Annotated in this window: 23 protein-coding genes; 10 read left to right on the top strand and 13 right to left on the bottom strand. The window is 65.2% G+C overall.

Features of this window, described 5'->3' with window-relative positions:
* Positions 1 to 176 precede the first annotated feature (176 nt).
* From F9Z44_RS10970 to mltG, 8 genes are all read right to left on the bottom strand, one after another.
* Positions 177 to 1,688 (bottom strand): tripartite tricarboxylate transporter permease, encoded by a 1,512-nt coding sequence (locus tag F9Z44_RS10970; protein ID WP_159606069.1) that lies wholly within the window; start codon positions 1,686 to 1,688, stop codon positions 177 to 179.
* A 22-nt stretch (positions 1,689 to 1,710) separates the two neighbouring features.
* Positions 1,711 to 2,199: a tripartite tricarboxylate transporter TctB family protein gene (locus F9Z44_RS10965; RefSeq protein ID WP_159606067.1), complete on the bottom strand. Its 489-nt coding sequence runs from the start codon at positions 2,197 to 2,199 to the stop codon at positions 1,711 to 1,713.
* Between the two features lie 129 nt (positions 2,200 to 2,328).
* Positions 2,329 to 3,009: an ankyrin repeat domain-containing protein gene (locus tag F9Z44_RS10960; RefSeq protein ID WP_236574101.1), complete on the bottom strand. Its 681-nt coding sequence runs from the start codon at positions 3,007 to 3,009 to the stop codon at positions 2,329 to 2,331.
* Between the two features lie 13 nt (positions 3,010 to 3,022).
* Entirely contained in the window at positions 3,023 to 3,844 is an 822-nt protein-coding gene (locus tag F9Z44_RS10955) for a TatD family hydrolase (RefSeq protein WP_159606065.1), read from the bottom strand.
* A 67-nt stretch (positions 3,845 to 3,911) separates the two neighbouring features.
* The gene (locus F9Z44_RS10950) at positions 3,912 to 4,283 is read right to left on the bottom strand and encodes a PilZ domain-containing protein (RefSeq protein WP_159606063.1); all 372 of its coding nucleotides are present in this window, start codon (positions 4,281 to 4,283) and stop codon (positions 3,912 to 3,914) included.
* A gap of 107 nt (positions 4,284 to 4,390) precedes the next feature.
* Entirely contained in the window at positions 4,391 to 5,431 is a 1,041-nt protein-coding gene (locus tag F9Z44_RS10945) for a DNA polymerase III subunit delta' (protein WP_159606060.1), read from the bottom strand.
* Positions 5,428 to 6,087 carry a dTMP kinase gene (tmk, locus tag F9Z44_RS10940; protein WP_159606058.1) on the bottom strand — a complete coding sequence of 220 codons (660 nt, stop codon included), beginning with the start codon at positions 6,085 to 6,087 and terminating at the stop codon, positions 5,428 to 5,430. The genes F9Z44_RS10945 and tmk overlap by 4 nt, the downstream gene beginning before the upstream one ends.
* Before the next feature lie 26 nt (positions 6,088 to 6,113).
* Positions 6,114 to 7,124: an endolytic transglycosylase MltG gene (mltG, locus tag F9Z44_RS10935; RefSeq protein ID WP_236574100.1), complete on the bottom strand. Its 1,011-nt coding sequence runs from the start codon at positions 7,122 to 7,124 to the stop codon at positions 6,114 to 6,116.
* Positions 7,125 to 7,282: 158 nt separating this feature from the next.
* Between mltG and ygfZ the strand changes: the two genes are divergently transcribed.
* On the top strand, positions 7,283 to 8,218 hold the full coding sequence (gene ygfZ, locus F9Z44_RS10930; RefSeq protein ID WP_159606054.1) for a CAF17-like 4Fe-4S cluster assembly/insertion protein YgfZ: 936 nt from the start codon (positions 7,283 to 7,285) through the stop codon (positions 8,216 to 8,218).
* A gap of 13 nt (positions 8,219 to 8,231) precedes the next feature.
* On the top strand, positions 8,232 to 9,059 hold the full coding sequence (locus F9Z44_RS10925) for an NRDE family protein (protein ID WP_159606052.1): 828 nt from the start codon (positions 8,232 to 8,234) through the stop codon (positions 9,057 to 9,059).
* Positions 9,060 to 9,062: 3 nt separating this feature from the next.
* Here F9Z44_RS10925 and F9Z44_RS10920 read toward each other — a convergent pair whose 3' ends face one another.
* Both F9Z44_RS10920 and F9Z44_RS10915 read right to left on the bottom strand, forming a co-directional pair.
* On the bottom strand, positions 9,063 to 9,926 hold the full coding sequence (locus F9Z44_RS10920) for a YbgC/FadM family acyl-CoA thioesterase (protein ID WP_159606050.1): 864 nt from the start codon (positions 9,924 to 9,926) through the stop codon (positions 9,063 to 9,065).
* A gap of 1 nt (position 9,927) precedes the next feature.
* Positions 9,928 to 10,911: an alpha/beta hydrolase gene (locus tag F9Z44_RS10915; RefSeq protein ID WP_159606048.1), complete on the bottom strand. Its 984-nt coding sequence runs from the start codon at positions 10,909 to 10,911 to the stop codon at positions 9,928 to 9,930.
* Positions 10,912 to 11,064: 153 nt separating this feature from the next.
* Here F9Z44_RS10915 and F9Z44_RS10910 point away from each other — a divergent pair, with 153 nt between their 5' ends.
* The 8 genes from F9Z44_RS10910 to F9Z44_RS10875 all read left to right on the top strand — a co-directional run bounded on the left by F9Z44_RS10910 (position 11,065) and on the right by F9Z44_RS10875 (position 20,704).
* Positions 11,065 to 12,201, top strand: coding sequence for an iron-containing alcohol dehydrogenase (locus tag F9Z44_RS10910; RefSeq protein ID WP_159606046.1), 1,137 nt, complete (start codon positions 11,065 to 11,067; stop codon positions 12,199 to 12,201).
* Positions 12,202 to 12,539: 338 nt separating this feature from the next.
* Positions 12,540 to 12,797, top strand: coding sequence for a response regulator transcription factor (locus F9Z44_RS10905; RefSeq protein ID WP_159606044.1), 258 nt, complete (start codon positions 12,540 to 12,542; stop codon positions 12,795 to 12,797).
* Positions 12,798 to 12,835: 38 nt separating this feature from the next.
* Entirely contained in the window at positions 12,836 to 14,323 is a 1,488-nt protein-coding gene (locus tag F9Z44_RS10900; RefSeq protein ID WP_159606042.1) for a hypothetical protein, read from the top strand.
* A gap of 63 nt (positions 14,324 to 14,386) precedes the next feature.
* Positions 14,387 to 15,856, top strand: coding sequence for a hypothetical protein (locus F9Z44_RS10895; RefSeq protein ID WP_159606040.1), 1,470 nt, complete (start codon positions 14,387 to 14,389; stop codon positions 15,854 to 15,856).
* 11 nt (positions 15,857 to 15,867) lie between these two features.
* Positions 15,868 to 16,515: a glycoside hydrolase family 19 protein gene (locus F9Z44_RS10890; protein WP_159606038.1), complete on the top strand. Its 648-nt coding sequence runs from the start codon at positions 15,868 to 15,870 to the stop codon at positions 16,513 to 16,515.
* 25 nt (positions 16,516 to 16,540) lie between these two features.
* Positions 16,541 to 17,638: a hypothetical protein gene (locus tag F9Z44_RS10885; protein ID WP_159606036.1), complete on the top strand. Its 1,098-nt coding sequence runs from the start codon at positions 16,541 to 16,543 to the stop codon at positions 17,636 to 17,638.
* Between the two features lie 262 nt (positions 17,639 to 17,900).
* Positions 17,901 to 20,138: a winged helix-turn-helix domain-containing protein gene (locus F9Z44_RS10880; protein WP_159606034.1), complete on the top strand. Its 2,238-nt coding sequence runs from the start codon at positions 17,901 to 17,903 to the stop codon at positions 20,136 to 20,138.
* Complete coding sequence (locus tag F9Z44_RS10875) at positions 20,138 to 20,704, top strand: GNAT family N-acetyltransferase (protein ID WP_159606032.1); 567 nt, start codon at positions 20,138 to 20,140, stop codon at positions 20,702 to 20,704. Before F9Z44_RS10880 ends, F9Z44_RS10875 begins: the two co-directional genes overlap by 1 nt.
* Here the strand turns inward: F9Z44_RS10875 and trhO are convergent.
* From trhO to F9Z44_RS10860, 3 genes are read right to left on the bottom strand one after another with little or no spacing between them, the layout of a single operon-like run.
* Positions 20,636 to 21,607 (bottom strand): oxygen-dependent tRNA uridine(34) hydroxylase TrhO, encoded by a 972-nt coding sequence (gene trhO / locus F9Z44_RS10870; protein ID WP_159606030.1) that lies wholly within the window; start codon positions 21,605 to 21,607, stop codon positions 20,636 to 20,638. The two genes, F9Z44_RS10875 and trhO, sit on opposite strands and share 69 nt — an antisense overlap.
* Positions 21,608 to 21,636: 29 nt before the next feature.
* Positions 21,637 to 22,710 (bottom strand): patatin-like phospholipase family protein, encoded by a 1,074-nt coding sequence (locus F9Z44_RS10865; RefSeq protein WP_159606028.1) that lies wholly within the window; start codon positions 22,708 to 22,710, stop codon positions 21,637 to 21,639.
* A gap of 44 nt (positions 22,711 to 22,754) precedes the next feature.
* Positions 22,755 to 23,606: an HDOD domain-containing protein gene (locus F9Z44_RS10860; protein WP_159606026.1), complete on the bottom strand. Its 852-nt coding sequence runs from the start codon at positions 23,604 to 23,606 to the stop codon at positions 22,755 to 22,757.
* Positions 23,607 to 23,646: the final 40 nt, after the last annotated feature.

The raw sequence follows: 23,646 nt of genomic DNA, 5'->3' as shown, positions 1-23,646 counted from the left end.
TTTATTTACGTACCCATTGAAGGAAATTCGCTATCATGACTAATGCACGATATACATCGTGGAACATACAGACAACTTGCATAAACGCCCATCAGCCACGCTTGCGCCAAAAACAAACCCGGCACAAGGCCAGGTTTGTCTCACTTCGATTTGTCAGCTTCTGCAGCTAGACCCGATCATTCTTCAACGAATGCTTCTTCACGCTTCTTCTTGATTGAAGGCAGCAGCACAATGACAAGCAGCAAGCTGGCAGCGGCCAACAGCGAAGCCGAGATGGGCCGTGTGACAAACACCGACCAGTCGCCACGTGAAATCAGCAAGGCACGGCGCAGGTACTCCTCCATCATCGGGCCAAGAATGAAACCGAGCAGCAAAGGCGCCGGCTCGCAACCCAGCTTGATGAACAAATAGCCAATCGCTCCAAACAGCGCGACCATCCAGATGTCGAAGCTGTTGTTGTTGGTCGAATACACGCCGACCGCGCAGAACAACACGATGGCCGGGAACAACCAGCGATACGGCACGGCCAGCAGTTTGATCCACATGCCGATGAGTGGGAGGTTCAGGATGATCAGCATTGCATTGCCAATCCACATCGATGCAATCAGACCCCAGAACAATTCAGGATTGGAGGTCATCACCTGGGGGCCAGGCTGAATGTTGTGGATGGTCATCGCGCCCACCATCAGCGCCATCACGGCGTTGGGCGGAATGCCCAGCGTCAGCAGCGGGATGAAGGAGGTTTGCGCGCCGGCGTTGTTGGCGGACTCGGGTGCTGCAACACCGCGAATGTTGCCCTGGCCGAAAGGAACCTCGCCCGGGCGCAGCTTGGTCTTTTTCTCAATGGTGTAGGCCGCAAACGACGACAGGAGCGCGCCGCCACCGGGCAGAATACCCAGCACCGAGCCAAGGGCAGTGCCGCGGATCACGGCGGGCAGCATGTTCTTGAAGTCTTCCTTGGTCGGGAAAATACCTTTGACCTTGTCGGTGAAAACTTCGCGTTTCTCGTCGGAATGAGACAGGTTGCTGATGATCTCGCCGTAGCCGAACACGCCCATGGCGATCACGACGAAGCTGATGCCGTCGGTGAGTTCGGGGATGTCAAAGCTGAAGCGCGCCACACCGGAGTTCACGTCGGTACCAACCAGGCCCAGCAGGAGTCCGAGCACGATCATGGCCAGCGCCTTGAGCAGTGAGCCGGAGGCCAGCACCACGGCACCAATGAGGCCCATGATCATGAGCGAGAAGTATTCGGACGGGCCAAAGCTCAACGCGACTTCCGTCAGAGGTGGGGCAAATGCGGCCAACACGAGGGTGCCAACGCAGCCAGCGAAAAACGAACCCAGGCCTGCGGCGGCCAGCGCCGGGCCCGCCCTGCCCCTGCGTGCCATCTGGTAGCCGTCGATCACGGTCACCACCGAGGACGACTCCCCAGGCAAGTTCACAAGAATGGCGGTGGTGGAGCCACCGTACTGCGCACCGTAATAAATGCCGGCGAGCATGATCAGGGCAGAAACGGGCTCCAGACCATAGGTCACGGGCAGCAACATGGCGATGGTGGCGACAGGACCGATGCCGGGCAGCACGCCGATCAACGTCCCCAGCAGGCATCCAACAAAGGCGTACAGCAGGTTCTGCAAGGTAAATGCAACGCTGAAGCCCAGTGAGAGGTGTTCGATGAGTTCCATGAGATGGGTCTCCGTGTTGTTATTAGTGAGTCAGGAAGGCCGGCCACACCGGGAACTGGAGCTTGAGTGCGAAGACAAAGGCGCCGTAGCTGCCCACCGCGAGGATGGTCGCCAGAATCAGCGATTCTTTAAGGCTGGCATTCGGTTGGGCCCGGCCGGCAATGATCACCAACGCGTAGATGCCGACGATCAGGCCCATGGCAGGAATGCCCAGCGAGGGCAGCCCCACCAGCAAAGCGCCGAATGCCAGGTTGGCACCCAGGATGTGGATCAATGGCCGCCAAGCCACCGCGCCGATGCGATCGCCATCGGGCTGGCCCTTGGCAAACGACTTGACGGTGATGGCTGTCCCCAGCACCGTGAGGATCACGCCCAGCAACAGCGGGAAGTAACCCGGGCCCATGCGTGCCGCGTTCCCCACGTCAAAGTTGAACGCACCAGCAGCGAACGAAATGCCCACGATGGTGAACATCAAACCAGAGAAAAAATCTTTTTGACTTGCCAGTTTCACAGTGTCTCCTCGGAATATCGGGTGTGGCGATTCTGATGCGGTCAAGCGAATCTCCCCATGTGGGTTACACCTACATACGGGGGGTGGTTGAGTACCGCGTCTTCATTTTTCTGGGCGTTCGGACTGTGCCTACCAACGGCCTTTGGGCTGCTTTGCCCGAACGAATGCCGCAATGATGTTGGCCGATTCGGCTCTCTGGGCCCGGTTGGCGAAATCGATCGCCGTCAGGCCTTGCTGGTTCTTCAACAGGGGATCGGCGCCCTCTTCCAGCAGCAGCTTCACCACCGAAGGGCGACCGTAATGGGCCGCCATCATCAGCGGCGTGGTGCCGTTGGGGGATTCGGCATCGATGTAGGCGTGGTGCTCGAGCAGGAGGCGCACCATGGGCAGACTCTCGTCGTCGGCGTTGGTGGCCGCGTAGTGCAATGGCGTCCATCCGGGCTTGTTCACCTCGGCTTGGCGGCTGATCAGGCGCCGTGCTGCCTCCAGCTTGCCTTTGAGCGCGGCCATCATCAGAGGGCTCTCGTCCTTGCTGGTCCGGCTTTCGACCTGCACTTTCACCTGCCCCAGGAGGAAGCCCGACACCGCAGGTGCGTCATCACGCAAGGCAAGGAACAGCGCATGTTCGCCTTCCTCATTACGGGTGTTGAGGTCGAACCCGCGCTGGGCCAACTGTTGAACGGCGCCGACATCGTCGCGCTTGACCGCCGAGAAGAAGTCGTTGAACGAATCTGCCCACAGCGTGGTGGACAGCAAGGCCGAAAGCATCATCAGCCATTTAAAAACATGGGTCTTTTTGGTATTTTTCATGTGAGTTCTGAGGTCAGGATGCCACCCCGGCAGACGCCACGCGGTCAAACAGTTGATCAAAATTCACGCTGGTGGTCTGCGCCACAGCGGCGACGCTCAGGCCTCTGATCTCGGCAATCTGCTGCGCAACCCTCGGCACGAAGGCGGGTGAGTTGGTCTTGCCACGGTGGGGCACCGGCGCGAGATAGGGGCTGTCGGTCTCGATCAGCATGCGATCCAGTGGAACGAAGGCCGCGACCTCCCGCAGGTCGCTCGCGCTGCGAAACGTGAGGATGCCGGAAAACGAGATGTAGAACCCAAGGTCGAGCGCGGCGCGCGCCACCTCCACTGTTTCGGTGAAGCAATGAAACACGCCACGGGCCACGTCCATCGATCCGGTATCGCCCTGAAAACCACCCTCCTCGCGCAGGATGGCCAGCGTGTCCTCAGAAGCACTGCGGGTGTGGATCACCAGTGGTAGGCCGGTGTGTCTTGCGGCCCGAATGTGGGTGCGGAAACGATCGCGCTGCCAGGCCATGTCGGCCGTGGTGCGGTCGCCGAGGCGGTAATAGTCCAATCCGGTCTCGCCAATGCCCACCACCCTCGGGCGGGCCGCCCGAGCCAGCAGATCGTCCAGCGTGGGCTCTTGGACGCCTTCGTTGTCGGGGTGCACGCCCACTGTCGACCACAGGTTGTTGTTGTCGAGTGCCAGCCTGTGGACTTCCTCGAATTCTTCCAGCGTGGTGCAGATGCACAGCGCCCTGTCCACCTGTGCCTGTGCCATGGCGCTCAAGATCTCGGGCAACTGGCTTCTGAGCTCTGGAAAATTCAGATGGCAGTGGGAATCGGTGAACATGCGGGGCCTTGGGAATTCGGCAACGGGATGCAGGCCTTTCAAGGCCCGATCAGGGATCGCGACAGCTTCAGAGCGTCTGGGTGGCGCGGTCGGAACCGAGGTTGGCACCGAGGATTTCTTCAATCTTCAGCTTCAACATGCGCGACTTCTCGTCGGACGGGAAGCGGATGCCAACGCCCTGAGTGCGACCACCCGAGGCCTTGGCCGGCGTGACCCAGGCCACCTTGCCTGCCACCGGGTAACGCTGTGGGTCGTCCGGCAGGCTGAGCAACACATACACATCGTCGCCGAGCCGGTATTCGCGGGAAGACGGGATGAAGATGCCGCCGTCGGCGAACAGCGGAATGTATGCCGCGTAGAGCGCTGCCTTCTCCTTGATGGAGAGCTGGATCACGCTCGGGCGTGCCGCAGCTGCCGAAGGAGAAGGGTTTGTGCTCATCGGTTTGAGTTTAGCGGCAATCCCGTGCGGGGTGCATCGTGTTGCGAGGCTGCGAAACGATACCGGGCTGTGTACTTCGCGCAGTCGTTCCGCCGTTGCAAGATCGGTCAATGCGCCTTGGCCGCCAGCACCTGGCGCGTGCGCGCAGCCCAGGCTTCCTGCATGAGGCCCGGGTTGTAAGGATGCTCCACCGAACGCGCGGCCTGCATCAGTTCGCGCGACCAGGCGGCCAGCGCGGTCATGCGCACAGCGGCCGGCAGCCCCGAAGCGGGGAAAAACCGGGCCGGTGCGCCCGTGCCATGGGCCATCAGGTCGTGACACAGCTTCTGCAACACGGCGAGCTGCTGTGCAGCTGGCCAGTCGGCCAGCACGGTCCAGTCGCCACGCGCCAGTGCCTGCGGCAGACCTGCCCAGGCCTGGGCGTTCAACCCGCTGGACGCCCAGGCCAGCGCGTCATCGGGTCGTCCGCCCGCTGCCTGCAGCCACACCGCAGCCTGTTCGGGCGTGGGCGGAGAGACCGGCGACTTGCCGCCCGCTTGCGCGGTGCTCACCTGCGCAATCAACCAGTTCAGCGCCTCGGGCTGCGTCGGCCAAGTCATCGCGTGGGCCTGGCAGCGGCTGCGGATGGTGGGCAACAACTGGTGCGCCGACTCGGTGGCCAGGATGAAGCGCACTTCGCCCACCGGCTCTTCCAGCGTCTTGAGCAGGGTGTTGGCCGATTCAATGTTCATGCGCTCGGCCGGGTAGACCAGGATCACCTTGGTGTTGCCGCGCGAGCGGGTGGTCTGGGTGAAGGCCACGGCGTCGCGCGCGGCCTCCACCCGGATCAGCTTGCTGGGTTTGCGTTTCTTGTCATCGATCTCCTTTTGTGCGCTTTCGTCCAGCGGCCAGCCCAGTTCAAGGCTGAGCACCTCGGGCATGAGCGCGCAGAGGTCGGCATGGGTGCGCACGTCGATGGCGTGGCAGCTGCCGCACTCGCCACAGGCGCCGTGTGCCGTGGGTTGTTCGCACAACCAGGCACGTGCCAGCGCCAGGGCCAGATCGTATTGCCCCAGGCCCGACGGGCCCGACAGCAGCAGGGCGTGACCGCGCTGGGCGAGCAGGCTGACGAGCTGGGTTTGCAGCCAGGGTGCGAGCGTGGCGCTCATGGTGCAAGCTCCGAACGCAGCCAGCCGCGCTGCTCGAACGCGCGTCGCACTTGGTGCCACACCGCCTCTCTGGGTTGGTCCGAGGGCACGCGGGCGAAGCGCGCCGGGTCCTGTTGCATGCGATCGCCATAGCCTGCGGCCACCCGCTCGAAGAACGCCAGGGGCTGGGATTCGAATCGGTCGGGCAGGCGGGCGCCCGCCAGACGCTCGGCGGCAACAGCCGGCGGCAGGTCGAACCACACCGTCAGGTCGGGTTGGCGCAGGCGGCCACCCTGACCCGGCAGCGACTGCACCCAGTGCTCAAGCTGGCGCAGCACGCCCAGGTCGAAGCCGCGACCCGCGCCCTGGTAGGCAAACGTGGCATCGGTGAAGCGATCGCAAAGGACCACATCACCTCGGGCCAGCGCGGGCTCGATCACCTGCTGCAGGTGGTCACGGCGCGCGGCGAACATCAGCAGCGCTTCGCACAGCGGGTCCATGGGATCGTTGAGCACCAGTTCGCGCAGTTTTTCAGCCAGCGGTGTGCCGCCGGGTTCGCGCGTGAGTGTGACGGCCCGCCCATGCGCCCGAAAGGCCTCGGCCAGGCCGGCGATGTGGGTGGATTTGCCCGCGCCGTCAATGCCTTCAAACGTGATGAAAAGTCCGGCGGTCTGCATGGAAGGGAATGAGGTTCGGGCGGGAATCAACGGCGCAGGATGTAGCGACGCACGGCGGCATTGTGCTCTTCGAGCGTTGCGCTGAACTGGCTCGAGCCGTCGCCTCGTGCCACGAAATAGATGGCTTTGGTGTCGCCCGGCTGCACGGCCGCCCGCAGCGACGCCGCCCCCGGCATGGCGATCGGTGTGGGCGGCAACCCGGCTCGCGTGTAGGTGTTGTAGGGGGTGTCGGTCTGCAGATCGTCGCGGCGCAGGTTGCCGTCGAAACGTTCGCCCAGGCCGTAGATGACGGCGGGGTCGGTTTGCAGGCGCATGCCGATGCGCAACCGGTTGGTGAAGACACCGCCGATGCGTTGGCGGTCGCTCTCCAGACCGGTTTCCTTCTCGATGATGCTGGCCAGGATGAGCGCCTCTTCCGGCGATCGCAGTGGCACGCCGCTGTCGCGCTGTGCCCAGGCGTCGGCCACTCGCTTGTCCATGGCCTGGGCTGCCTGGCGCAACACGCTGGATGCGGTGGCGCGCTTGGCCACGCGGTAGGTGTCGGGGAAAAAACGCCCTTCCGGGTGGCGGCCGGGGTACCCGATGAGGGCCATGATGTCGGCAGAACCGAGGCCTTCGAGGTCCTGGGTCAGGTCGGGCGAGGCGCGCACCAGCTCGAAGACCTGGCGGTGGTTCCAGCCTTCCAGCAGGGTGATGCTGCGAAAGGCCTGCTCGCCCCGCACCAGTTTGGAGAGCAGGCTGCGCGGCGTGGTGCCTGGTGCAAACTCGTAGCTGCCGGCCTTGATGTCGCGCGACTGGCCCGACACCCGGAACCAGCCGTACAGCAGAACCCAAGGCGTCTGGACACCCGACAACGAGAGTTTTTCGGCGATGCCACGTGCCGACTGCCCAGGGGCAATCTCCAGATCCAGGGGCGTCTGCTCGGTCACGCCAGGGGCCAGCTGCAGCGGCTCATCAACCCACCAGACGCCGAAGGCACCGGCAACCAGCAGGCCCAGCAAGGGCCACACGAACAGGCGTTTGAGGAGGCGTGACAAGGGTGTGAGCTCAGCAGGGTGATGGGTCGGGCGCCAGGGGTCTGGCGCGGGCACGAGATGATAATCGGGCACCTCATTCAGCGCGGCGTGCCTACCCAAGCGTTCCCGGCACCTTGCATCTCCCCCAGGCGCCCGACATGACCACCACCCACACCCCCATGACCCCATCCCTGACGTCCGCGGACACCACTTCCCTTCATGGCATCGCCCGGCTGAGCAGCCTGGGCGTGATCCAGGTCGATGGGGAAGACGCCGCGAAGTTCCTCCACGGCCAGCTCACGCAGGACTTTGCGCTGCTAGGCCTGTCCGAAGCCCGTCTTGCGGCCTTCTGCTCGGCCAAGGGCCGCATGCAGGCCAGCTTCGTGGGCTTCAAGCGCAGCCACGACCAGATCCTGCTGGTCTGCAGCAAAGACCTGCTGCCTACCACGCTCAAGCGGCTGTCGATGTTTGTCTTGCGCGCCAAAGCCAGGCTCAGCGACGCCAGCGAGACCTTCGCCATCTGGGGCCTGGCCGGCAGCGCCGTGCCCACCGCGTTGCCAGCGGCGCCGTGGACACAGTGGCGCGAGGGCGATGCCAGCGTGGTGCGCCTGTACCCCGCCGACGGGACCCCCCGGGCGCTGCGGGTGGCTCCCGCCAGCGCCGCGGCGCCCGCCGGGGCGGACTTGAGCGAAGACCTGTGGAACTGGCTGGACGTGAAGAGCGCGGTGGCCACGCTCAGCCAGCCGGTGTTCGAAGCCTTCGTGCCGCAGATGCTGAACTACGAGTCGGTCGGTGGCGTGAATTTCAAGAAGGGTTGCTATCCCGGCCAGGAGGTGGTGGCGCGCAGTCAGTTCCGCGGCACGCTCAAGCGCCGGGCCTATCTGGTGCACAGCCCTGAAGCCCTGGCGGCTGGCCAGGAGTTGTTCCACAGCAGCGACACCGAGCAACCTTGCGGCACGGTGGTGCAGGCCGCGCCCCATCCAGCGGGCGGTTTCGACGCCATCGTTTCCATGCAGACCAGCGCAGCGGCCGAGGGCAGCCTGCACGCGGGCAGCATCGACGGGCCGGCGTTGGCGCTGATGCCCCTGCCCTACCCGCTGCTCGACGACATCTGAACGGGGTCCGGCCATGTGCCTGATTGCCTTCGCGCTCAACACCGATCCGGCCTGGCCCCTGTTGATCGCCGCCAACCGCGACGAATTCCTGGACCGCCCCACCGCGCCGCTGCACCGCTGGCTGCTCGACGACGGCACCGAGGTGGTGGGTGGACGCGACCTGCGCGACGGCGGCACCTGGCTGGGCCTGAGCCCGCAGGGCCGCGTGGCGATGCTGACCAATGTTCGCCAACCGATGCAGGAACCCGCCCTGCGCAGCCGTGGTGAGCTGGTCACGCGCTGGCTGCAAAGCGCTGGTGATGCCGAGCGGTTTGCAGCCGGCATTGCCCCTGCCGAATACGGCGCCTTCAACCTGGTGGTGGGCGACTTTCACGCCCGCGCGTGGCACTGGCTGGGCAACCGCGACCCCGACGCGCCGCACGGCGCACAGGCAAACGTGCTGCACCGGCGTGCGCTCGGCATGGGCATTTATGGACTGTCCAACGCGAGCCTGGACACGCCGTGGCCCAAGACCCGGCGACTGAAGGCCGCGCTCGGCGAATCGCTTGGCACCGCATGCGACTGGCTGTCACCCCTGTCCCGTGCACTGACCCACGAACAGCCGGAGCAGGACCTTGAACTGCCGCACACCGGAGTGCCCGAGGACCTGGAGCGCGCACTCTCCAGCCCCTTCGTGCGCATGGCGGGTCGCGCCTATGGCACGCGCACCAGCCACGTGGTCAGCGTGCGCGCGCTGGTGCAGGGCTTCGCCGTGACGGTGGATGAATGGACCCACGACCCCGCCCTGCCCGTGGCCGGCCTGGTGCCCGAACAAGCCCGACGCGAAACGCTGGTGTGGTGAGCCTCAGAGGCGCTTGAACATCGTCACGTGCGGGATGCCGGCTTCTTCAAAAGGCTCACCCAGCACCGTGAAACCCAGGCGGTCGTAAAAGCCTTGGGCGCTGCGCTGCGCGTGCAGCAGCACCTCGGCGTCACCGCGCTCGCGTGCGGCGTCCATCAAGGCGTGCAGCACATCGCGCCCCAGGCGGGAGCCGCGCAGGGTGCGGTCCACCGCCATGCGACCGATCTTGGAGCTGCCTGGCTCATGGGCCAGCAGGCGTCCGGTGGCCAGCGGGCGACCCAGCCGGTTGTAGGCCACCGCATGCACGGCCGTGGTGTCGGCTTCGTCCCACTCCAGCTCCTTGGGAATGCGCTGCTCTTGCACAAACACCTCGGTGCGCAGGCGCTGCGCGTCGGTGCCCAGTTCACGCCAGGAACCCACGCGCACCTCGGTCACCGCTTCGCCCGCCTCGTAGGCGTTGAGGGTGTCGCGCAGCGCTGCCGGCACCGGGCGCGAGGTCTGCGTGGCCGGATCGGCAAACACGTAAATGATCTCCCCGGTGATGAGGTGTTCGTCGCCCCGGAAGATGGCGCCCGTGAAGGTGAGAGACGAGTTGCCGATGCGGGTGCATTTCATGGCCACCTCGATCTGGTCGTCCGCCCGCGCCGAGGCGTGGAACTCCACAGTGGCCTTCACCACGTACAGATCGCCGCCCAGCTGCGCCATGCTTTCCTGGTACGGCAGGCCCAACGCGCGCCAGTAGTCGGTGATCGCGGTGTCGAAATACATCAGGTAGTGCGCGTTGAAGACGATCTTCTGCATGTCCACCTCGGCCCAGCGCACGCGCAGGCGGTGGAAGAAGCGGAAATCGGAGCGTTGCAAAGTCATGTCAGGTCTCTTTGAAAGCTTGGCGCAGCGCCCGGGCTGCGTCGTTGTGGGCGGTCAGTGCCTGGGGAATGGCACGACCGAAGTTGATGAAGCCATGCACCACGCCAGCGTAGATCTCGATGTCCACCGGCACGCCCGCGTGTCTCAGCCGGTCGGCGTACATCACGCCCTCGTCGGTGAGTGGGTCGCATTCGGCCAGGCCGATCCAGGCCGGCGCCACATCGTCGAGTTCGCGCTCATGGCCACTTTCGTCCACGCCATCGAGCGGGGCAAAGCGCCAGTCGTCCCGGTCGGCCGCACTGCGCAGGTAGTGGCCGAAGAAGTAGCTGATGTGCGGCTCTTCCAGCAGGAAGCCTTCGGCGAAGGTCTTGTGCGATGCCGTGTCCTGGTGGCCCACGCAGCCCGGATAAAACAGCATCTGCAGTGCCAGCGGCACGCCCGCATCGCGCGCCGCAATCGCCGTCACGGCGGCCAGCGTGCCACCCGCACTGTCGCCGCCCACCGCGATGCGCGCGGCATCGAGCCCCAGCCCGGTGCACTGGGCACGCAAACCCACCAGGCTGTCCCAGGCATCAAAGGCCGCGGCCGGAAACTTCCATTCGGGCGCCAGCCGGTAGTCCACCGACACCACCGCGCAATGCGCCAGGTGAGCGAGGTGGCGGCACAGCGCAGCGTGCGTGGCCACGCTGCCCACGGTGAAACCGCCGCCGTGGAAGTACAGCAGCACAGGCAAGGCGACATCGGAGGCCGGTGCGAACAACTGCGCGCGCAGCTCGGCGCCGTCGCGTGCGGCAAAGCGCAGGTCTTCCACCCGCGCCAGCTTGTGCGAAGGGATCTCCAGCACACCCGCGCCGGCTTCGTAGGCCAGCTTGGCCTGGGCCGGTGTGAGAGCGTGCAGGGGCATGTGGCCGGCGCGCGCAATGCGCTCCAGCACATGGCGCATGGCCGGGGTCAGCAGCGCGCGGGGATCTGGGTGGTGCGACATGGGAGCTGATTGTCGCGGCCCTCGCGGCCGGGTGCCACAACCCGGCGGGCATGGCCTGTCTTTTGGGTGACGGCGCGCGGGTTGACGCCGTAGGCGGATGGCGGAGCCCACCGTACAGTGGTGCCAACCACAAAACCTGCACCGGAGACCGCCTTGGCCCAGATCCTCTACATCACCAACATCCTGATCGACTTCGGCGTGCTCTCGCAGTTGCAGGCCGAATGCGAGCGCGTGGGAATCCGCCGCCCGCTCATCGTGACCGACGCCGGCGTGAAGGCCGCCGGCCTGCTGGACAAGGCCACCGCCGCCCTGCCCGGCCTGCAGCCTGCCGTGTTCGACCAGACGCCGTCGAACCCCACCGAGGCTGGGGTGCGTGCCGCGGTGGCGGTGTACCAGTCGCAAGGCTGCGACGGACTCATTGCCCTCGGTGGCGGCAGTGCCATCGACTGCGCCAAGGGCGTGGCGATTGCCTGCACGCACGAGGGCCCGCTCAAGACCTACGCCACCATCGAAGGCGGCTCACCGAAGATCACCGAGCGGGTGCCGCCGCTCATTGCCGTGCCCACCACGGCCGGTACCGGCAGCGAGGTCGCGCGCGGTGCCATCGTGATCGTGGATGACGGCCGCAAGCTCGGTTTCCACAGCTGGCACCTGGTGCCCAAGACCGCGCTGCTCGACCCCGAACTCACGATCGGCCTGCCGCCCATGCTGACCGCCGCCACCGGCATGGACGCCATTGCCCACTGCATGGAAACCTTCATGGCGCCGCCCTTCAACCCACCGGCCGACGGCATCGGGCTGGATGGCCTGGCGCGGGGCTGGGCCCACATCGAGCGCGCCACGAAGAACGGGCAGGACCGCGACGCGCGCCTGAACATGATGAGCGCCAGCATGCAGGGCGCGATGGCGTTTCAGAAGGGCCTGGGCTGCGTGCATTCGCTCAGCCACAGCCTGGGCGGTGTCAATCCACGCCTGCACCACGGCACGCTCAACGCCGTGTTCCTGCCAGCCGTGATCCGCTTCAACGCCGAAGCCGAATCGATGAAGAGGGACAGGCGCCTGCAGCGCATGGCACACGCCATGGGTCTGGCCAGCGGGGGTGATGTGGCCGAGGCCATCACCGAGATGAACGCCCGCCTGGGCCTGCCCACTGGCCTGGCCGCCATGGGGGTCACGCCCGACCTGTTCGACAAGGTGATCGAAGGCGCGATGGCCGACCATTGCCACAAGACCAATCCTCGCCTGGCGACACCCGAGGACTACCGGGCCATGCTGCAAGCCGCCCTGTGAGCTGGGGGCTGCAGCCCCGGCACAGCCCAACTCCCCGCACTCCCGCTCGCCGGGTCTGCCCCTCCCGTTTCTGGTCGCGACAGCCTGCTGTCGCGACTTTTTTTCGTGCCTTGCGCGGGTCACTGCAAGGTCTTTCGCTCTCCTTTGGGGCGCGTTTGCCGAGTCATCGATTCATGAGCGTTTCATAACCTGTTCGTCAATCCTCCAACGGGTGATTGCCGCAGACTGCCCTCACTGAATTCGATGCCGCCACGGATAAAGACTGCCTCGCATCAAGCGGGGCTCCCGGGGTCGGTGCATCTGAATTGAGCTCAGACAACCACCAACCTGGGTCGACCATGACATTCGCATCTCTCCTGCATTCTTCCGACACCCCCCTGACCGCTCGCGAAACCGAAATTCTCGATTTCATTGCACGCGGGCTGACGTCCAAACAGATCGCCCGGGAACTGAACATCAGTCCCTACACCGTGAACACACACCGCGACAACCTGCGCCGCAAGCTGGGCGCACACAACGGCGCGCAGCTGGCGTCCTGCAGGGCCACCTTGTCCTTCAACCCGCCCGGCGAAGCGGCGATGGTCCCCAAGTTCTGACCCGGCGTCCCACCCTTCCTTCCTTTCAGGAGTCACTCATGTCGACCACCATCCCCTACTCGCCCTCACTCGTGCTGGGCAGCATCATCGAGCCCGCCGCGATGGAGAACCTGCTGGCCGTGTCGGCTGCGCAGACGCCGATCGATGCCGCGCAGGAAACCCTGAACTCGTTCATTTCCATGAAGCGCAGCCTGGAGATGACCGTGCAGGAACTCATCAACATGGGTCTGGACCCCAAAGACCTGCTCAAGAAGGTCCAGGAGGTCGGCACCGACGTCGACAAGGCGGCGACCGCTTACGCCACCACGCGCCTGGAGCAGGAACTCAAACTGCAACCCCTGCGCGCCAAGATGCAGATGGTCAACGCCAGTGTCGAGAGTCCGATCGACTACAACCGCACGCAGATCAAGACCATGCCGCTGGCGGCCGACTCGCTGAAGATGGACGCCCAGTTCTTTGCCTTCGACGACAACAGCGAAAACGACAGCGACACCCTCTCCAACATCAAGACCTACGTGAGCGCGGCCACCTCGTTCCTGGGACAGGGCGCCTCGTTCGACATGGCCAAGACGGCCGTGGACCAGGTGGAGAAGCAGCGCCAGTTGCACAAGATTTCCGGCACGCTGGTGCTGACCGCAACCTGCACCCACAAGGAGGCGCAGGTGCTCGCACCGCTGTGTCTGGACGTGGACAAGGCCATCCGGGTGTGGAACCAGCTGTTTCCCGGCGCCAAGGACAAGATCCGCATGGATGAAAGCACCATCGAGCAGATCGCAGAGCAGGAAGGCACCACCGCCGAGAAATCGTTCAACATCATCTCGGGCTCCACCCTGGGGTCGAGTTTCGTGGGCATGGTCCACCTGCTCAACACCGAGAGCACCTCCTCCAGCCAGGACGATGACTCGCGTGCGGGCTCCTTGAAAGGCACGCTGGCGCTGGGCTCTGCGATCGCCTCGCTCAAAGGCGGTTTCGGTGTGGACAAGGACTTTGCCCGGGACGTCAAGCGGCTGTTGAGCACGCAGAACATCAACTCCCACGTCACGCTGATCACGGCGGGCTACATCCCCACGATCAAGGCCAACCAGGTCTCGCTGGGCGTCAAGCAGTTCGCCAACTTTGATCCGTCGGACATGATGACCAGCCTGGCCAAGCTCTCTGATTTCACCTCGGCCGATCGCTCCTCGGTGCAGCAGGCCGCCACGGCAGCGCGCACCAAAGGCGAGTTCGTTGCCCTCAAGACCGCCACCATCGAAAGCGTCATGCAGAGCCTGTCCAGGCTCGACGATGGGCAAAACAGCATGCTCGACATTTCGTCGATGGTGGTGGCGTTCGAGGACTACGTGAACACCGCCTCGGCCGCCACGTCCGAGGCCAGCATCGGCGTGCCGATCAACTACTACCTCAAGCCCATCACGCGAACCCAGCTCGCCGAGATGTGGGTGTCCAAGTACTACCCCAACAAGTACCTCGACATCCAGGGCGATGACACCCCACGTCCGAAGAAGGACACCACGGCAACCAGCTGAGCGCAACCGGCGCGCTGACACCTGCGTCCCTGTGCCATTCAACCCCTTTCCGGAGCCAACCCCATGCCTTCCACCATTCCCTATTCGCCGTCCCTCGTGCTGGGCAGCATCGTTCATCCCGCGGCCATGGACACCCTGCTGGCCATGTCGGCCCTGCAGGCGCCGGTCGATGCGGCGCAAGACACGCTCAATTCGTTCATCTCGCTCAAGCGTGGCCTGGAAATGACCGCCAGCGAACTGGTGAACATGAACATCGATCCCAAGGACCTCATCGACAAGATGCCCGAGGTGAACACCCAGCTGGAGAAGGCCGCCGTCAGCTACGCCACCACACGCGTGCAGCAGGAACTGCAGATGCAGCCACTGCGGGCCAAGGTGCAGCTGGTCAACTCGGGTGTCGAGAGTCCGATCGACTACCAGCGCACCGTGATCAAACAGATGCCCCTGGCTGCGGACACCTTGAAGATGGATGCCCAGTACTTCTCCTTTGACGAAAACGAGCAGAAGGCCCAGAACACCATTTCCAACATCCAGCGATTCATCAGCCTGGCCGGTAGCGACACCGACAGCGATGCCTCGTTTGAAGTCGCGCAGACCGCGGTCAAGCAGATCAACCGGCAGCGGCAGATGCACAAGATCGCGGGTACCCTCGTGCTCACGGCCAGCTGCACGCACCGCCAGGCATCCGTTCTGGCGCCGCTGGTGCTCGATGTGGACAAGGCCATCCGTGTGTGGAACCAGCTGTTTCCCGACGCCAAGGACAAGATCCGGCCCGACGCCACCACCATGGCGCAGATTGCCAAGCAGGAAGGCACCTCGGGAGAGAAATCCTTCAACATCATCTCCGGTGCCACCCACGGCTCCAGCTTCGTCGGCATGGTGCACATCCTGCGCAAGGAGACCACGGCCACCAGCCAGCAGATGGAGTCCGAAGTCGGCGAGGCGCAGGTCATGGTGGACCGGAAGAACTTCTTCAGCTCGGCCAGCGGCTCGCTGGGCGTCGAGGACACCGAGGCCAGTGACGAGAAAAGCCTGCTCAGCCGCCAGGAAATCACGTCCCACGTCACGGTGATCACCTCGGGCGTGATCCTGGGCATTGCATCCACCGACGTGCAGATGGCCGTGAAGACATTCGCTGTCGAAGAGGGCAAGACCACCATGGATGCGCTGGCGGCCATGGCCACCACCGCCAACACGGGCCTGCAGTCCATGCAGACACTGGCAGCCAGCGCCCGCTCAGGCCAGGCGTTCACCGAGCTGCAGGCCAACACCGTGCAGAGTGTGCTGAGCAAGCTCGGCGAGATCCAGGGCATGAAGGTCAAGGTGCTCGACGTCAATTCCCTGATGACGGCGTTTGACAACTATGTCGAGGCGGCCCGAAAAGGCGGTATCGGCGTGCCGATCAACTACTACCTCAAACCCATCACGCGCACCCAGCTGGCCCAGATGTGGATGACCAAGTATTACCCCGACAAATTCCTGGCGATCCAGGGTGACGACAGCGCGGCAGCCGACGCCACCACCACCCAGTGAGGAGCGGGCCCATGACAGCCAACGATCTGGCCACCCTCACAGGCAGGCCCAGCAACGAAGTCGCGCCATGGCTGCAACCCCTTGGCGTTGCCATGGCCGAGTTCCAGATCAACACGCCGGCCCGCGAGGCGGCGTTTCTGGCGCAGATCGTCCACGAATCGGACGGGCTGCGCGCGGTGCAGGAGAACCTTGCCTACAGCGCCAGCCGCCTGCCCGAAGTGTGGCCCAGGCATTTCTACCTGGCCCCGGACGAACCCGATGGCCGCCTGGATGCCAACCTGTTCGAGCACCGTCCTGAAGCGCTGGCCAATGTGGTCTATGCCTGCCGGATGGGCAATGGCCCCGAGGGCAGCGGCGACGGCTGGCGCTACCGGGGACGCGGCCTCATCCAGCTGACCGGGCGATCCCTCTACGGCGAAGCGGGTGCCGCCCTGCAGCTCGATCTGGTCAACCAGCCCGATGCCTTGCTGCAACCGGCCGCCGCCGCGCGCGCGGCCGGGTGGTACTGGCAGCACATCCAGGGCAACAAACTGGCCGACCCCGCCACACAGCAGGCTTTCGAACAACTCACCGTTGCCATCAATGGCGCGCTGCTCGGCCAGCAGCATCGTGAGTTGCTGTGGAAACAGGCCCAGTCGCTGCTCGGTGCCGAAGCCTGAGCATCACAGCGCACGAGGTGAGCCCATGAGCCGTGTTCTTGGAGGGGCGCTGGTGTGCCTGCTGGTGCTCCTGTCGTCCGTGACCCGGGCCCAGCCGATGGCCGCCCCGGCAACACCCCAGGCGCCCCATGTGAGCGCACTCATGGGCGAGCTGGAGATCGACCGGATCATCGAAGTCCAGGTGGATCGCCTGGCCGACTGGAATCTGGCGATCGGTGGGCCCGCTGCCACGCGCACAGGTCCCGCGTCGGTGCACCCCGCCTGGCAACTGGTGCCCTACATCGACGGGCGGGCCCTCACCGGCGTGACGCCGCTGGCGGTGGACCTGGGTCAGGGGCGGCTGCAGTTCCACCTGCGGATCACTGCGCAGAACCGGGACACCTGGACGCACCTGCTCAGCCCGCTGACCTTCCAGCGGGCGGTGCAATTCAGCGTGGGCCTGGAGCAGGTCGATCCGTTCGCGACCGACTTCACACGGACGAGCCGGCGTGCGCTGCTCACGGTCATCAACTGGCGCTGGTTGCTGGCCGCCGTGCTGATCGTGGCCACGTTCAGCGCGGCGTTCTGCGCCCTGGCGGTGCACACCACCCTGTTGATGGAGCGGTACAAGTTGCTGGACGGTACGCTGGCCCACCGATTCAGCCTGGCCAAGGTTCAACTCGCGCTGTGGTTCTTCGTGATCTTCAGCGCATTCCTCGTGATCTGGCTGGCCACGGGCAACTTCGACACCTTGAACAGCTCCATCCTGTCGACCCTGAGCATCAGCGCCGGCACCGCGCTGGGCGACACGTTCGTGAAGGCCGCAGGCCCGATCACGGCGACGGGGACCTTGCAGTCTGGCGACACAGACGGCTTTCTTGCACCACGCTGGACCGCACGCCGCTTCATGCGCGAACTGGTTTCCGACGACGAGGGCTGCTCCATCGCCCGATTCCAGATGTTGGCCTGGACCGTTGCACTGGTCATCGTCTTCCTGGCCGATGTCCTCGACGACTTGCAAATGCCCGTCTTCGGGCCGGAACTTCTGTACCTGCTGGGCCTGAGCACGGGCACCTACGTGGCACACCGCTTGCCCGAGATCCAGCGCGACCGCCAGCGCAACGACGCCGCGGCCCAGACGTAGCGCCGAGGGCGCAGGCCCGATTTCCTGGGTTGACGAACCGATGGCGCGTGCGGTCCCAAGGTTCTATAAAGTCGCATCCATTCGAGCTAATTAATACTTACATCGTATACATGAAGGTTCGACAAGGTCGTCGCAGGCCGTCTGGCTCGGCCGAGGCAACCCCTGTGCAATTGGCCCAGGGTGGGGGATCTCTGAACCGCTTTCCCCGAAAACTCGACACGGTGGAGGCATGGCATGGCGAATCGCCCACAAGGAACCCAAGATGACGGAAAAAAACAGCGCCTGGCGGGAGGAGTACCACTTCGCGAATTGCGTCATTCGCAGCGACACGCGAGAGCTTTTGCGCGACGGCGTGGCCCAGAAGATCGAACGCCGGTCGTTCGACTTGATCCTCTACCTCCTGAAGCTTGAAGGGCGGGTTGCCAGCAAGGACGAATTGCTGGAGCAGGTGTGGGGCAACCACTTCGTCTCCGAATCGGTCATCGCGCAAAGCATCATGAAAGTACGAAAGGCACTGGGCATCACCGGCAAAGAGCCAGGCCCGATCAAGACGATTCACCGGGTGGGTTACCGGTTCGCCAGCGAAGTTCGAAGGGCCATCCACTCGTCGTCACCCACTGCGCCCCCGCTGCGCTCACCTGGTCCGACCCGCATCCTGTGGCTTCCCACCGACTGCGCCCTTCCCCGCGCGGACCTGTCCTGGGTCCGCTATGGCCTGATTTCGGTGGCCACCCATGTGTTGCACGGTCACGGCGTGCCCACCGTCCCGGCAAGCGAGGCGATCCGGCTGCACGAATCGCTGGAGGAGGATGGCGGCCATTGGGTCGACGGTCAGAGGAGCGGCATCCGGGAGATCGGCATACCGATGGTGCACAGCCGGATGACAGCGCTCGGCGAGCAATTCCGGCTGGAGTGGTGGATGCAGATCGACGGCGTCGGCCATGGCAACCAGATCGAGGGGCCCGCCCCCGCCGAACTGGCCCTGCGGGCGGCCCGTGAGGTGGCTCTCATCGCGCGCATGCAATCGGGTCTGCAACCCACGCCGGGGCAGGAAGCCAGGTTCTGGGAAGAATCGAGCCAGTTGGTGTCGCTGGCCGTGGCGCTCGATCAGGCCGACAAAGCGCTGCCACTGATGGCCATCTGCATCGACATGCCTCAGTGCCCGCTGCCCATCTGGGCCGAGTACGTGCTGGTGATCGCCCAGCGAGGGGACGAAGACACGCCTGCCAGCGCACAGCGCATGGCGCAACTGGCCAGCGTGGCGCAAGACTGCGCGCACGAAGGGTGGGCACACCTGTGCTGCGCCGTGTACGACCTCCACCTGCACCGCACGGCCAAGGCCGTGGAGCAGGCCATGAGCGGCGTGGCCCTGGTGCGCCACGCTGCGCCCCACGGCTGCCACGCCAGGGCGCTGCTGCTGGCCTCTCATGTGCTGGCCACAGCGGGCAAGGCCAGTGAGGCGCTCGTGCTGTGGCGGGAAGCGGCCACCCTGGTGAATCAGGTGCCCTCTCCCGACATGGTCTGCCGCTTGCATCTGCTGCGATGCGAACTGGACCACATGGTCATGGGGCCCGGCGGTGTCGCCGACACCCACGCCGACGGAGTGGCCGCCGCACGCTGGTTGGGCCTGACAACCATGACCGCCCGTGTCCAGGTCTTGCAAGGTCTGCAATCCTGTGCGCGGGGCGATTGGGATACCTGCCGCCGACAACTTGAAGCTGGCTTGAAAGCGAGTGAGAAAAGCGGATCGGCGCTGGCCCGGCTGTTTGCCCATCTTCAACTCGGCAGTCTTCATTCGCGATGCGATGATCAGGCTGGACTGGGGGCCTGCCTGAGCGCGGTCGAGCAGCCGGCATTGCGCGCAGCGCCCATGGGCAGCGCGGTGGGCCGCTGGTTGCAGGCCCGGCGGTGCTATCTGACCGGGAATGCGGTGCAGGCGCTGTCGCTGGCCGAGGAGGCCATGGAGGAGCTGGCCGATTTCGGTGTCTGGTGCGCGGAGGATCACTGGCTCTTCGTGGCTCAACTGGCTCTGGTAGCGGGCAACCGGCGCGCGGCCCGCGCCCTGCTGCAGCGGCTGCAGGCCAGACACGAACACCGCCCGCTTCAAACCCGGCAGGCCACGGCGCTCGCCGTGGAGGGGATGATCGAATACGCCGAGGGCAATGCGAGCAAGGCCCTGATGTTGTTCGAGCAGGCCTGCCGGCTGGCGCGCGGCACCCTGATGGCCAACATCCTCCTGTTTGGCCACACATGGCTGGCCTTGATCGACGGACGCAACCCCTCGCCTTCACAACTGGCCCCCGCCGGGCAATGGGTGGAAGCCACGCGCGAAGGCCGGCACCTTCGCGCCATGCTGCTGAACAAGCCCTACTGGGCGATCGCGCAACGCCAGCCACCCGTCTTGCTGGGAACGGCCACCCGCCCGACGCCGCACAGCGTGGTGCATGCGGGTGAAGGTGGCCCTGCGAGCTACGCGCACTACCTTCCGTTGCCGGTGTGATGTCCCGCTTTTGCACCAGACCGCTGGCACCGCAAGACCGCGCTGCTTTCGTCGAATTCGAGCAAACCAACCGCGAACCGTTTGAACACTTCAATGAGCCACACCCGAGCTGCTATTACAGCGAAGCCGGTCTGAAGCAGGCTTTCGACAGGCTCATGGCCCGTCAAGATACCGCGCGGTTTCTGACCCGGGTGATCACCTGCACAGATTCCCAGCCCTGGGTGGGCAAAGGCAGTCTGAGCGTGTACGGCACCGGTGATGGCGCTTTCGCCATGCTGGTCTACCAGACCGATCAACAGCACTGGAAACAAGGCGCCGCAGGCGCTCTGCTGGCAGACCTCGTTCAAGAGGCCACGAGGCTGCGCCTGGCCAGGGCGGATGCGCTGATCGCCAGCGACAACCTGGTGTCGCTTCATCTGTTGCGCCGCGCTGGCTTCACGGCTGCGGGCTGGGACGCGGCGGCCGCCCTGCGCCGCGGCCAGATCCCCTGCCTGCGGTTAAGCCGGCCCTTGGGGGGTGTTGTCGGGCCGGTCCTGGCGCGCGCCCACATGCACCTGCCCGCGTGATTCCGCCAGTTCGACCTGACGCTGCCGCTCGGCCAGCTGGGCCTTCTCTTGCGGGGTGCGCTGGTCGTGGCAGTGGGGACAGCTCACGCCTTTGACGTACAGCGACGAGGCCTTCTCGGCCGCGCTCAGCGGCCAGCGGCACGAGCGGCAGAGCTCGTGCGGGCCGGGCTGCAGCCCGTGGCCCACGCTCACGCGTTCGTCGAACACAAAGCACTCACCCTCCCAGGTGCTCTGGGCGGGTGGGATCTCTTCGAGGTATTTGAGAATGCCGCCTTCCAGGTGGTAAACCTCGTCAAAGCCCCGCATCTTCATGAGCGCGGTGGATTTTTCGCAGCGGATGCCGCCGGTGCAGAACATCGCCACCCTGGGCTTCTTCCCGGCTTGCAGGGCCGGTTGCGCGTCCAGCCAGGCGGGCAGTTCGGTGAAGGTCTTGATGTTCGGGTTGACCGCACCGGCGAAGGTGCCGATGGCCACCTCGTAGTCGTTGCGGGTGTCGATCACCAGCACGTCCGGGTCGGCCAGCAAGGCGTTCCAGTCCTGTGGTTTCACGTATTGGCCCACGGTCTTGTTCGGGTCCAGGCCTGGCACGCGCAGGGTCACGATCTCCTTCTTCAGCCGCACTTTCATGCGATGAAACGGCGGGTGGTCACTCCAGGATTCCTTGTGGGGCAGACCGGCCAGGCGTGCATCGGCGCGAAGCTGTGCCAGCACGGCGCGCACGCCCGCCTCGGGCCCGGCGATGGTGCCGTTGATGCCTTCGCGTGCGATCAGCAGCGTGCCCTTGACACCGTGCGCCTCGCAGCAGGCCTGCAGTGGATCGCGCAGGTCGGCGAAGTCGGGAAGGTCGACGAACTGGTAGAGCGCGGCGGTGAGGTACATGGGGGCGGAAGGCTCGGCGGACATGACCGCAATTATCCCCCTGCCCCGCCCTCTCAAAGCGGCAGCACCTGGGCTGGATCGGGCCGTTCAAGCCACTGGGCGAACTCGTCGGCCAGCTGCCGGCTGGCCGCGGTGGCGGCACTCCAGGCCTTCATGCGCCCGGCGAGATCGGGGCCGTAGCGGGTGAAATCCTGGCGATCCGGCAGCTTGGCGTTGGGCAGGGTCTTCACCCAGGCCGGATCGGGCGCGAGCACCAGCATGCTGTCCAGCGCCGCGCTGCTGCGATGCCGACCTTTCCAGGGCTTGTCCAGCCAGCCCGGCACCACCGCTTGCTGGAAGTGCGGGTACAGCACGATCGGTGACGTTGAGGGGGTCTGGTAGTTCAGGTGCAGGTGGTAGTCGGTGATGCCACCGTCCCAGTAGGCGCCGGGCGGCGCGCCATTGATGCTGTGCACCGGGCGCAGCACGAAGGGAATGGAGCAGCTGGCCTGCAGCGCGTCCATGAAGTTGACTTCGCTCAGCGGCACCTGACGGGTGCGGAAATCCTGCGTGGCAAACGGCAGCTCGGGGGTGGTGGAGAACACCACCCGCTCCAGCCAGGCACCCAGCGCCTTGCGGTGCAGCGCATTGGCAGCGAACGCGCCCAGGTAACCCAGTGGCGTGCGCACGCCACCCTCCCGGCTCAGCACATGGCGCCCGCGCGAGGTGACGAGGTGCAGGTGATAGCGCGGGTGGTGGAGCACCTCCGGGATGCGCCCGCCATAGAAGCGCCTCAGGCTGCCGCCAAACTGCTCGCTGACCTGATCGGGGGTGGGCCGCTTCTGGCCCGCAGGCAGGGCGTAATGCTGGGCGATGTAGTCGCGCTCCAGCCGCTCGAAGGCCGCCACCGAGTCCCCCAGGCAAGCCGTGGCCATGCGCCACGCACCGATGGAGGCGCCCACCAGATGAACCGGCTGGCTGCTTTGCGGCAACCAGTGACCAAACAGGAAGCGGTCGAGCGGGCCGAGGATGAGCCCCTTGGGGCCACCCGCGGCAGCGGGAATCACACCCACGTCCTGGGGACGCAGGCCGTGCTGCTCGATGTGTTGGCGGGCACGTGGGCCGGCGTGCAGACGAAGGGCTTGCATGGACTGCGATTGTCTCGCAGCCCATGGGCACAAGACACCCTGGCTCAGGTCGTGACCGAGTCGCCCGGGGTTTCTTCGGCTTCGGTGATCTCGGTGTGGCGCGAGATGGAGGGAATCTCTTCGGCCACCACGGTGTCGGGGTCGATGCCCAGCACCAGGCCAACCGGATCGGGGTAGGTGTTGATCAGGAGCTCGGAGCGCATGGACTGCTCTTCGGCCCGGGCACGCCAGGAGCCGATGTGGATCACACCGGCAATCGGCTCGTAGACCTCGTTTTCGAACGGCGCCGTCTGGTGCTCGATGGCGTTGATCATGCGCTTGGGGAAGTTCCACTCGCGCGCCAGCGCGGCGCCCACTTCGGCGTAGCTGTAGCCGAACAGGCCACGCTCGGCCGTGGTGCGCTTGAGGTCGAGCATGGGCACGCTGCGGTCCAGATCGATCATGGCCTCGGGCATGCCCACGTGCATCACCAGTTCGCCAATGCCGTGGATCAGGCCTGCGGTGAAGGCGGTGTTTTCGTCAATTCGGATCGGCAGGGCGATGTAGCGCGAGAGGTTGGCGGTGTTGAGGCTGTAGCGCCAGAACTGGTTGAGGTTGACACCGCCCACGGCGTGGAAGCCTTCGCCCAGCGAGGCCGCAATGACCAGCGCACGCACCTTGATCAGACCCAGCACCTGGATCGCTTCGCGGGCATTGGACACCGAGCGGTGCAGGCCGAAGAAAGCCGAGTTGGCGGTTTTGAGCAGCTTGGCGGTGAGCACCGGGTCGTCTTCGATGAGGGCGGCGGCCGACATGGCATCAACGTCTTCCTGATCGAAGGTCTCGATCAGCTTGCGCACCACCTTGGGTGCCGACGGCAGCGCGTTTGGCCGTTTCAAGAGCTTGTCGAGTTGCATGTTTTTCCCCGCCTTTAGGTGCTCACCCGATGAAGGCTTG

Origin of the sequence: Hydrogenophaga sp. PBL-H3 (assembly GCF_010104355.1) — a bacterium.
Lineage (GTDB): Bacteria > Pseudomonadota > Gammaproteobacteria > Burkholderiales > Burkholderiaceae_C > Hydrogenophaga.
Note: the sequence above shows the minus strand (reverse complement) of the source record. Positions and strands in the feature narration are given on the sequence as shown.

Bases quoted from the DNA above. Each gene is read 5' to 3' on its own strand.
- F9Z44_RS10915 (WP_159606048.1), bottom strand. From the start codon at position 10,911: ATGTCGCACCACCCAGATCCCCGCGCGCTGCTGACCCCGGCCATGCGC.
- F9Z44_RS10945 (WP_159606060.1), bottom strand. From the start codon at position 5,431: ATGAGCGCCACGCTCGCACCCTGGCTGCAAACCCAGCTCGTCAGCCTG.
- F9Z44_RS10880 (WP_159606034.1), top strand. From the start codon at position 17,901: ATGACGGAAAAAAACAGCGCCTGGCGGGAGGAGTACCACTTCGCGAAT.
- F9Z44_RS10875 (WP_159606032.1), top strand. From the start codon at position 20,138: ATGTCCCGCTTTTGCACCAGACCGCTGGCACCGCAAGACCGCGCTGCT.
- F9Z44_RS10925 (WP_159606052.1), top strand. From the start codon at position 8,232: ATGTGCCTGATTGCCTTCGCGCTCAACACCGATCCGGCCTGGCCCCTG.
- F9Z44_RS10950 (WP_159606063.1), bottom strand. From the start codon at position 4,283: ATGAGCACAAACCCTTCTCCTTCGGCAGCTGCGGCACGCCCGAGCGTG.
- F9Z44_RS10900 (WP_159606042.1), top strand. From the start codon at position 12,836: ATGTCGACCACCATCCCCTACTCGCCCTCACTCGTGCTGGGCAGCATC.
- F9Z44_RS10865 (WP_159606028.1), bottom strand. From the start codon at position 22,710: ATGCAAGCCCTTCGTCTGCACGCCGGCCCACGTGCCCGCCAACACATC.
- F9Z44_RS10955 (WP_159606065.1), bottom strand. From the start codon at position 3,844: ATGTTCACCGATTCCCACTGCCATCTGAATTTTCCAGAGCTCAGAAGC.
- F9Z44_RS10905 (WP_159606044.1), top strand. From the start codon at position 12,540: ATGACATTCGCATCTCTCCTGCATTCTTCCGACACCCCCCTGACCGCT.
- F9Z44_RS10920 (WP_159606050.1), bottom strand. From the start codon at position 9,926: ATGACTTTGCAACGCTCCGATTTCCGCTTCTTCCACCGCCTGCGCGTG.
- ygfZ (WP_159606054.1), top strand. From the start codon at position 7,283: ATGACCCCATCCCTGACGTCCGCGGACACCACTTCCCTTCATGGCATC.
- F9Z44_RS10895 (WP_159606040.1), top strand. From the start codon at position 14,387: ATGCCTTCCACCATTCCCTATTCGCCGTCCCTCGTGCTGGGCAGCATC.
- F9Z44_RS10970 (WP_159606069.1), bottom strand. From the start codon at position 1,688: ATGGAACTCATCGAACACCTCTCACTGGGCTTCAGCGTTGCATTTACC.
- F9Z44_RS10885 (WP_159606036.1), top strand. From the start codon at position 16,541: ATGAGCCGTGTTCTTGGAGGGGCGCTGGTGTGCCTGCTGGTGCTCCTG.
- F9Z44_RS10860 (WP_159606026.1), bottom strand. From the start codon at position 23,606: ATGCAACTCGACAAGCTCTTGAAACGGCCAAACGCGCTGCCGTCGGCA.
- trhO (WP_159606030.1), bottom strand. From the start codon at position 21,607: ATGTCCGCCGAGCCTTCCGCCCCCATGTACCTCACCGCCGCGCTCTAC.
- tmk (WP_159606058.1), bottom strand. From the start codon at position 6,087: ATGCAGACCGCCGGACTTTTCATCACGTTTGAAGGCATTGACGGCGCG.
- F9Z44_RS10960 (WP_236574101.1), bottom strand. From the start codon at position 3,009: ATGAAAAATACCAAAAAGACCCATGTTTTTAAATGGCTGATGATGCTT.
- F9Z44_RS10890 (WP_159606038.1), top strand. From the start codon at position 15,868: ATGACAGCCAACGATCTGGCCACCCTCACAGGCAGGCCCAGCAACGAA.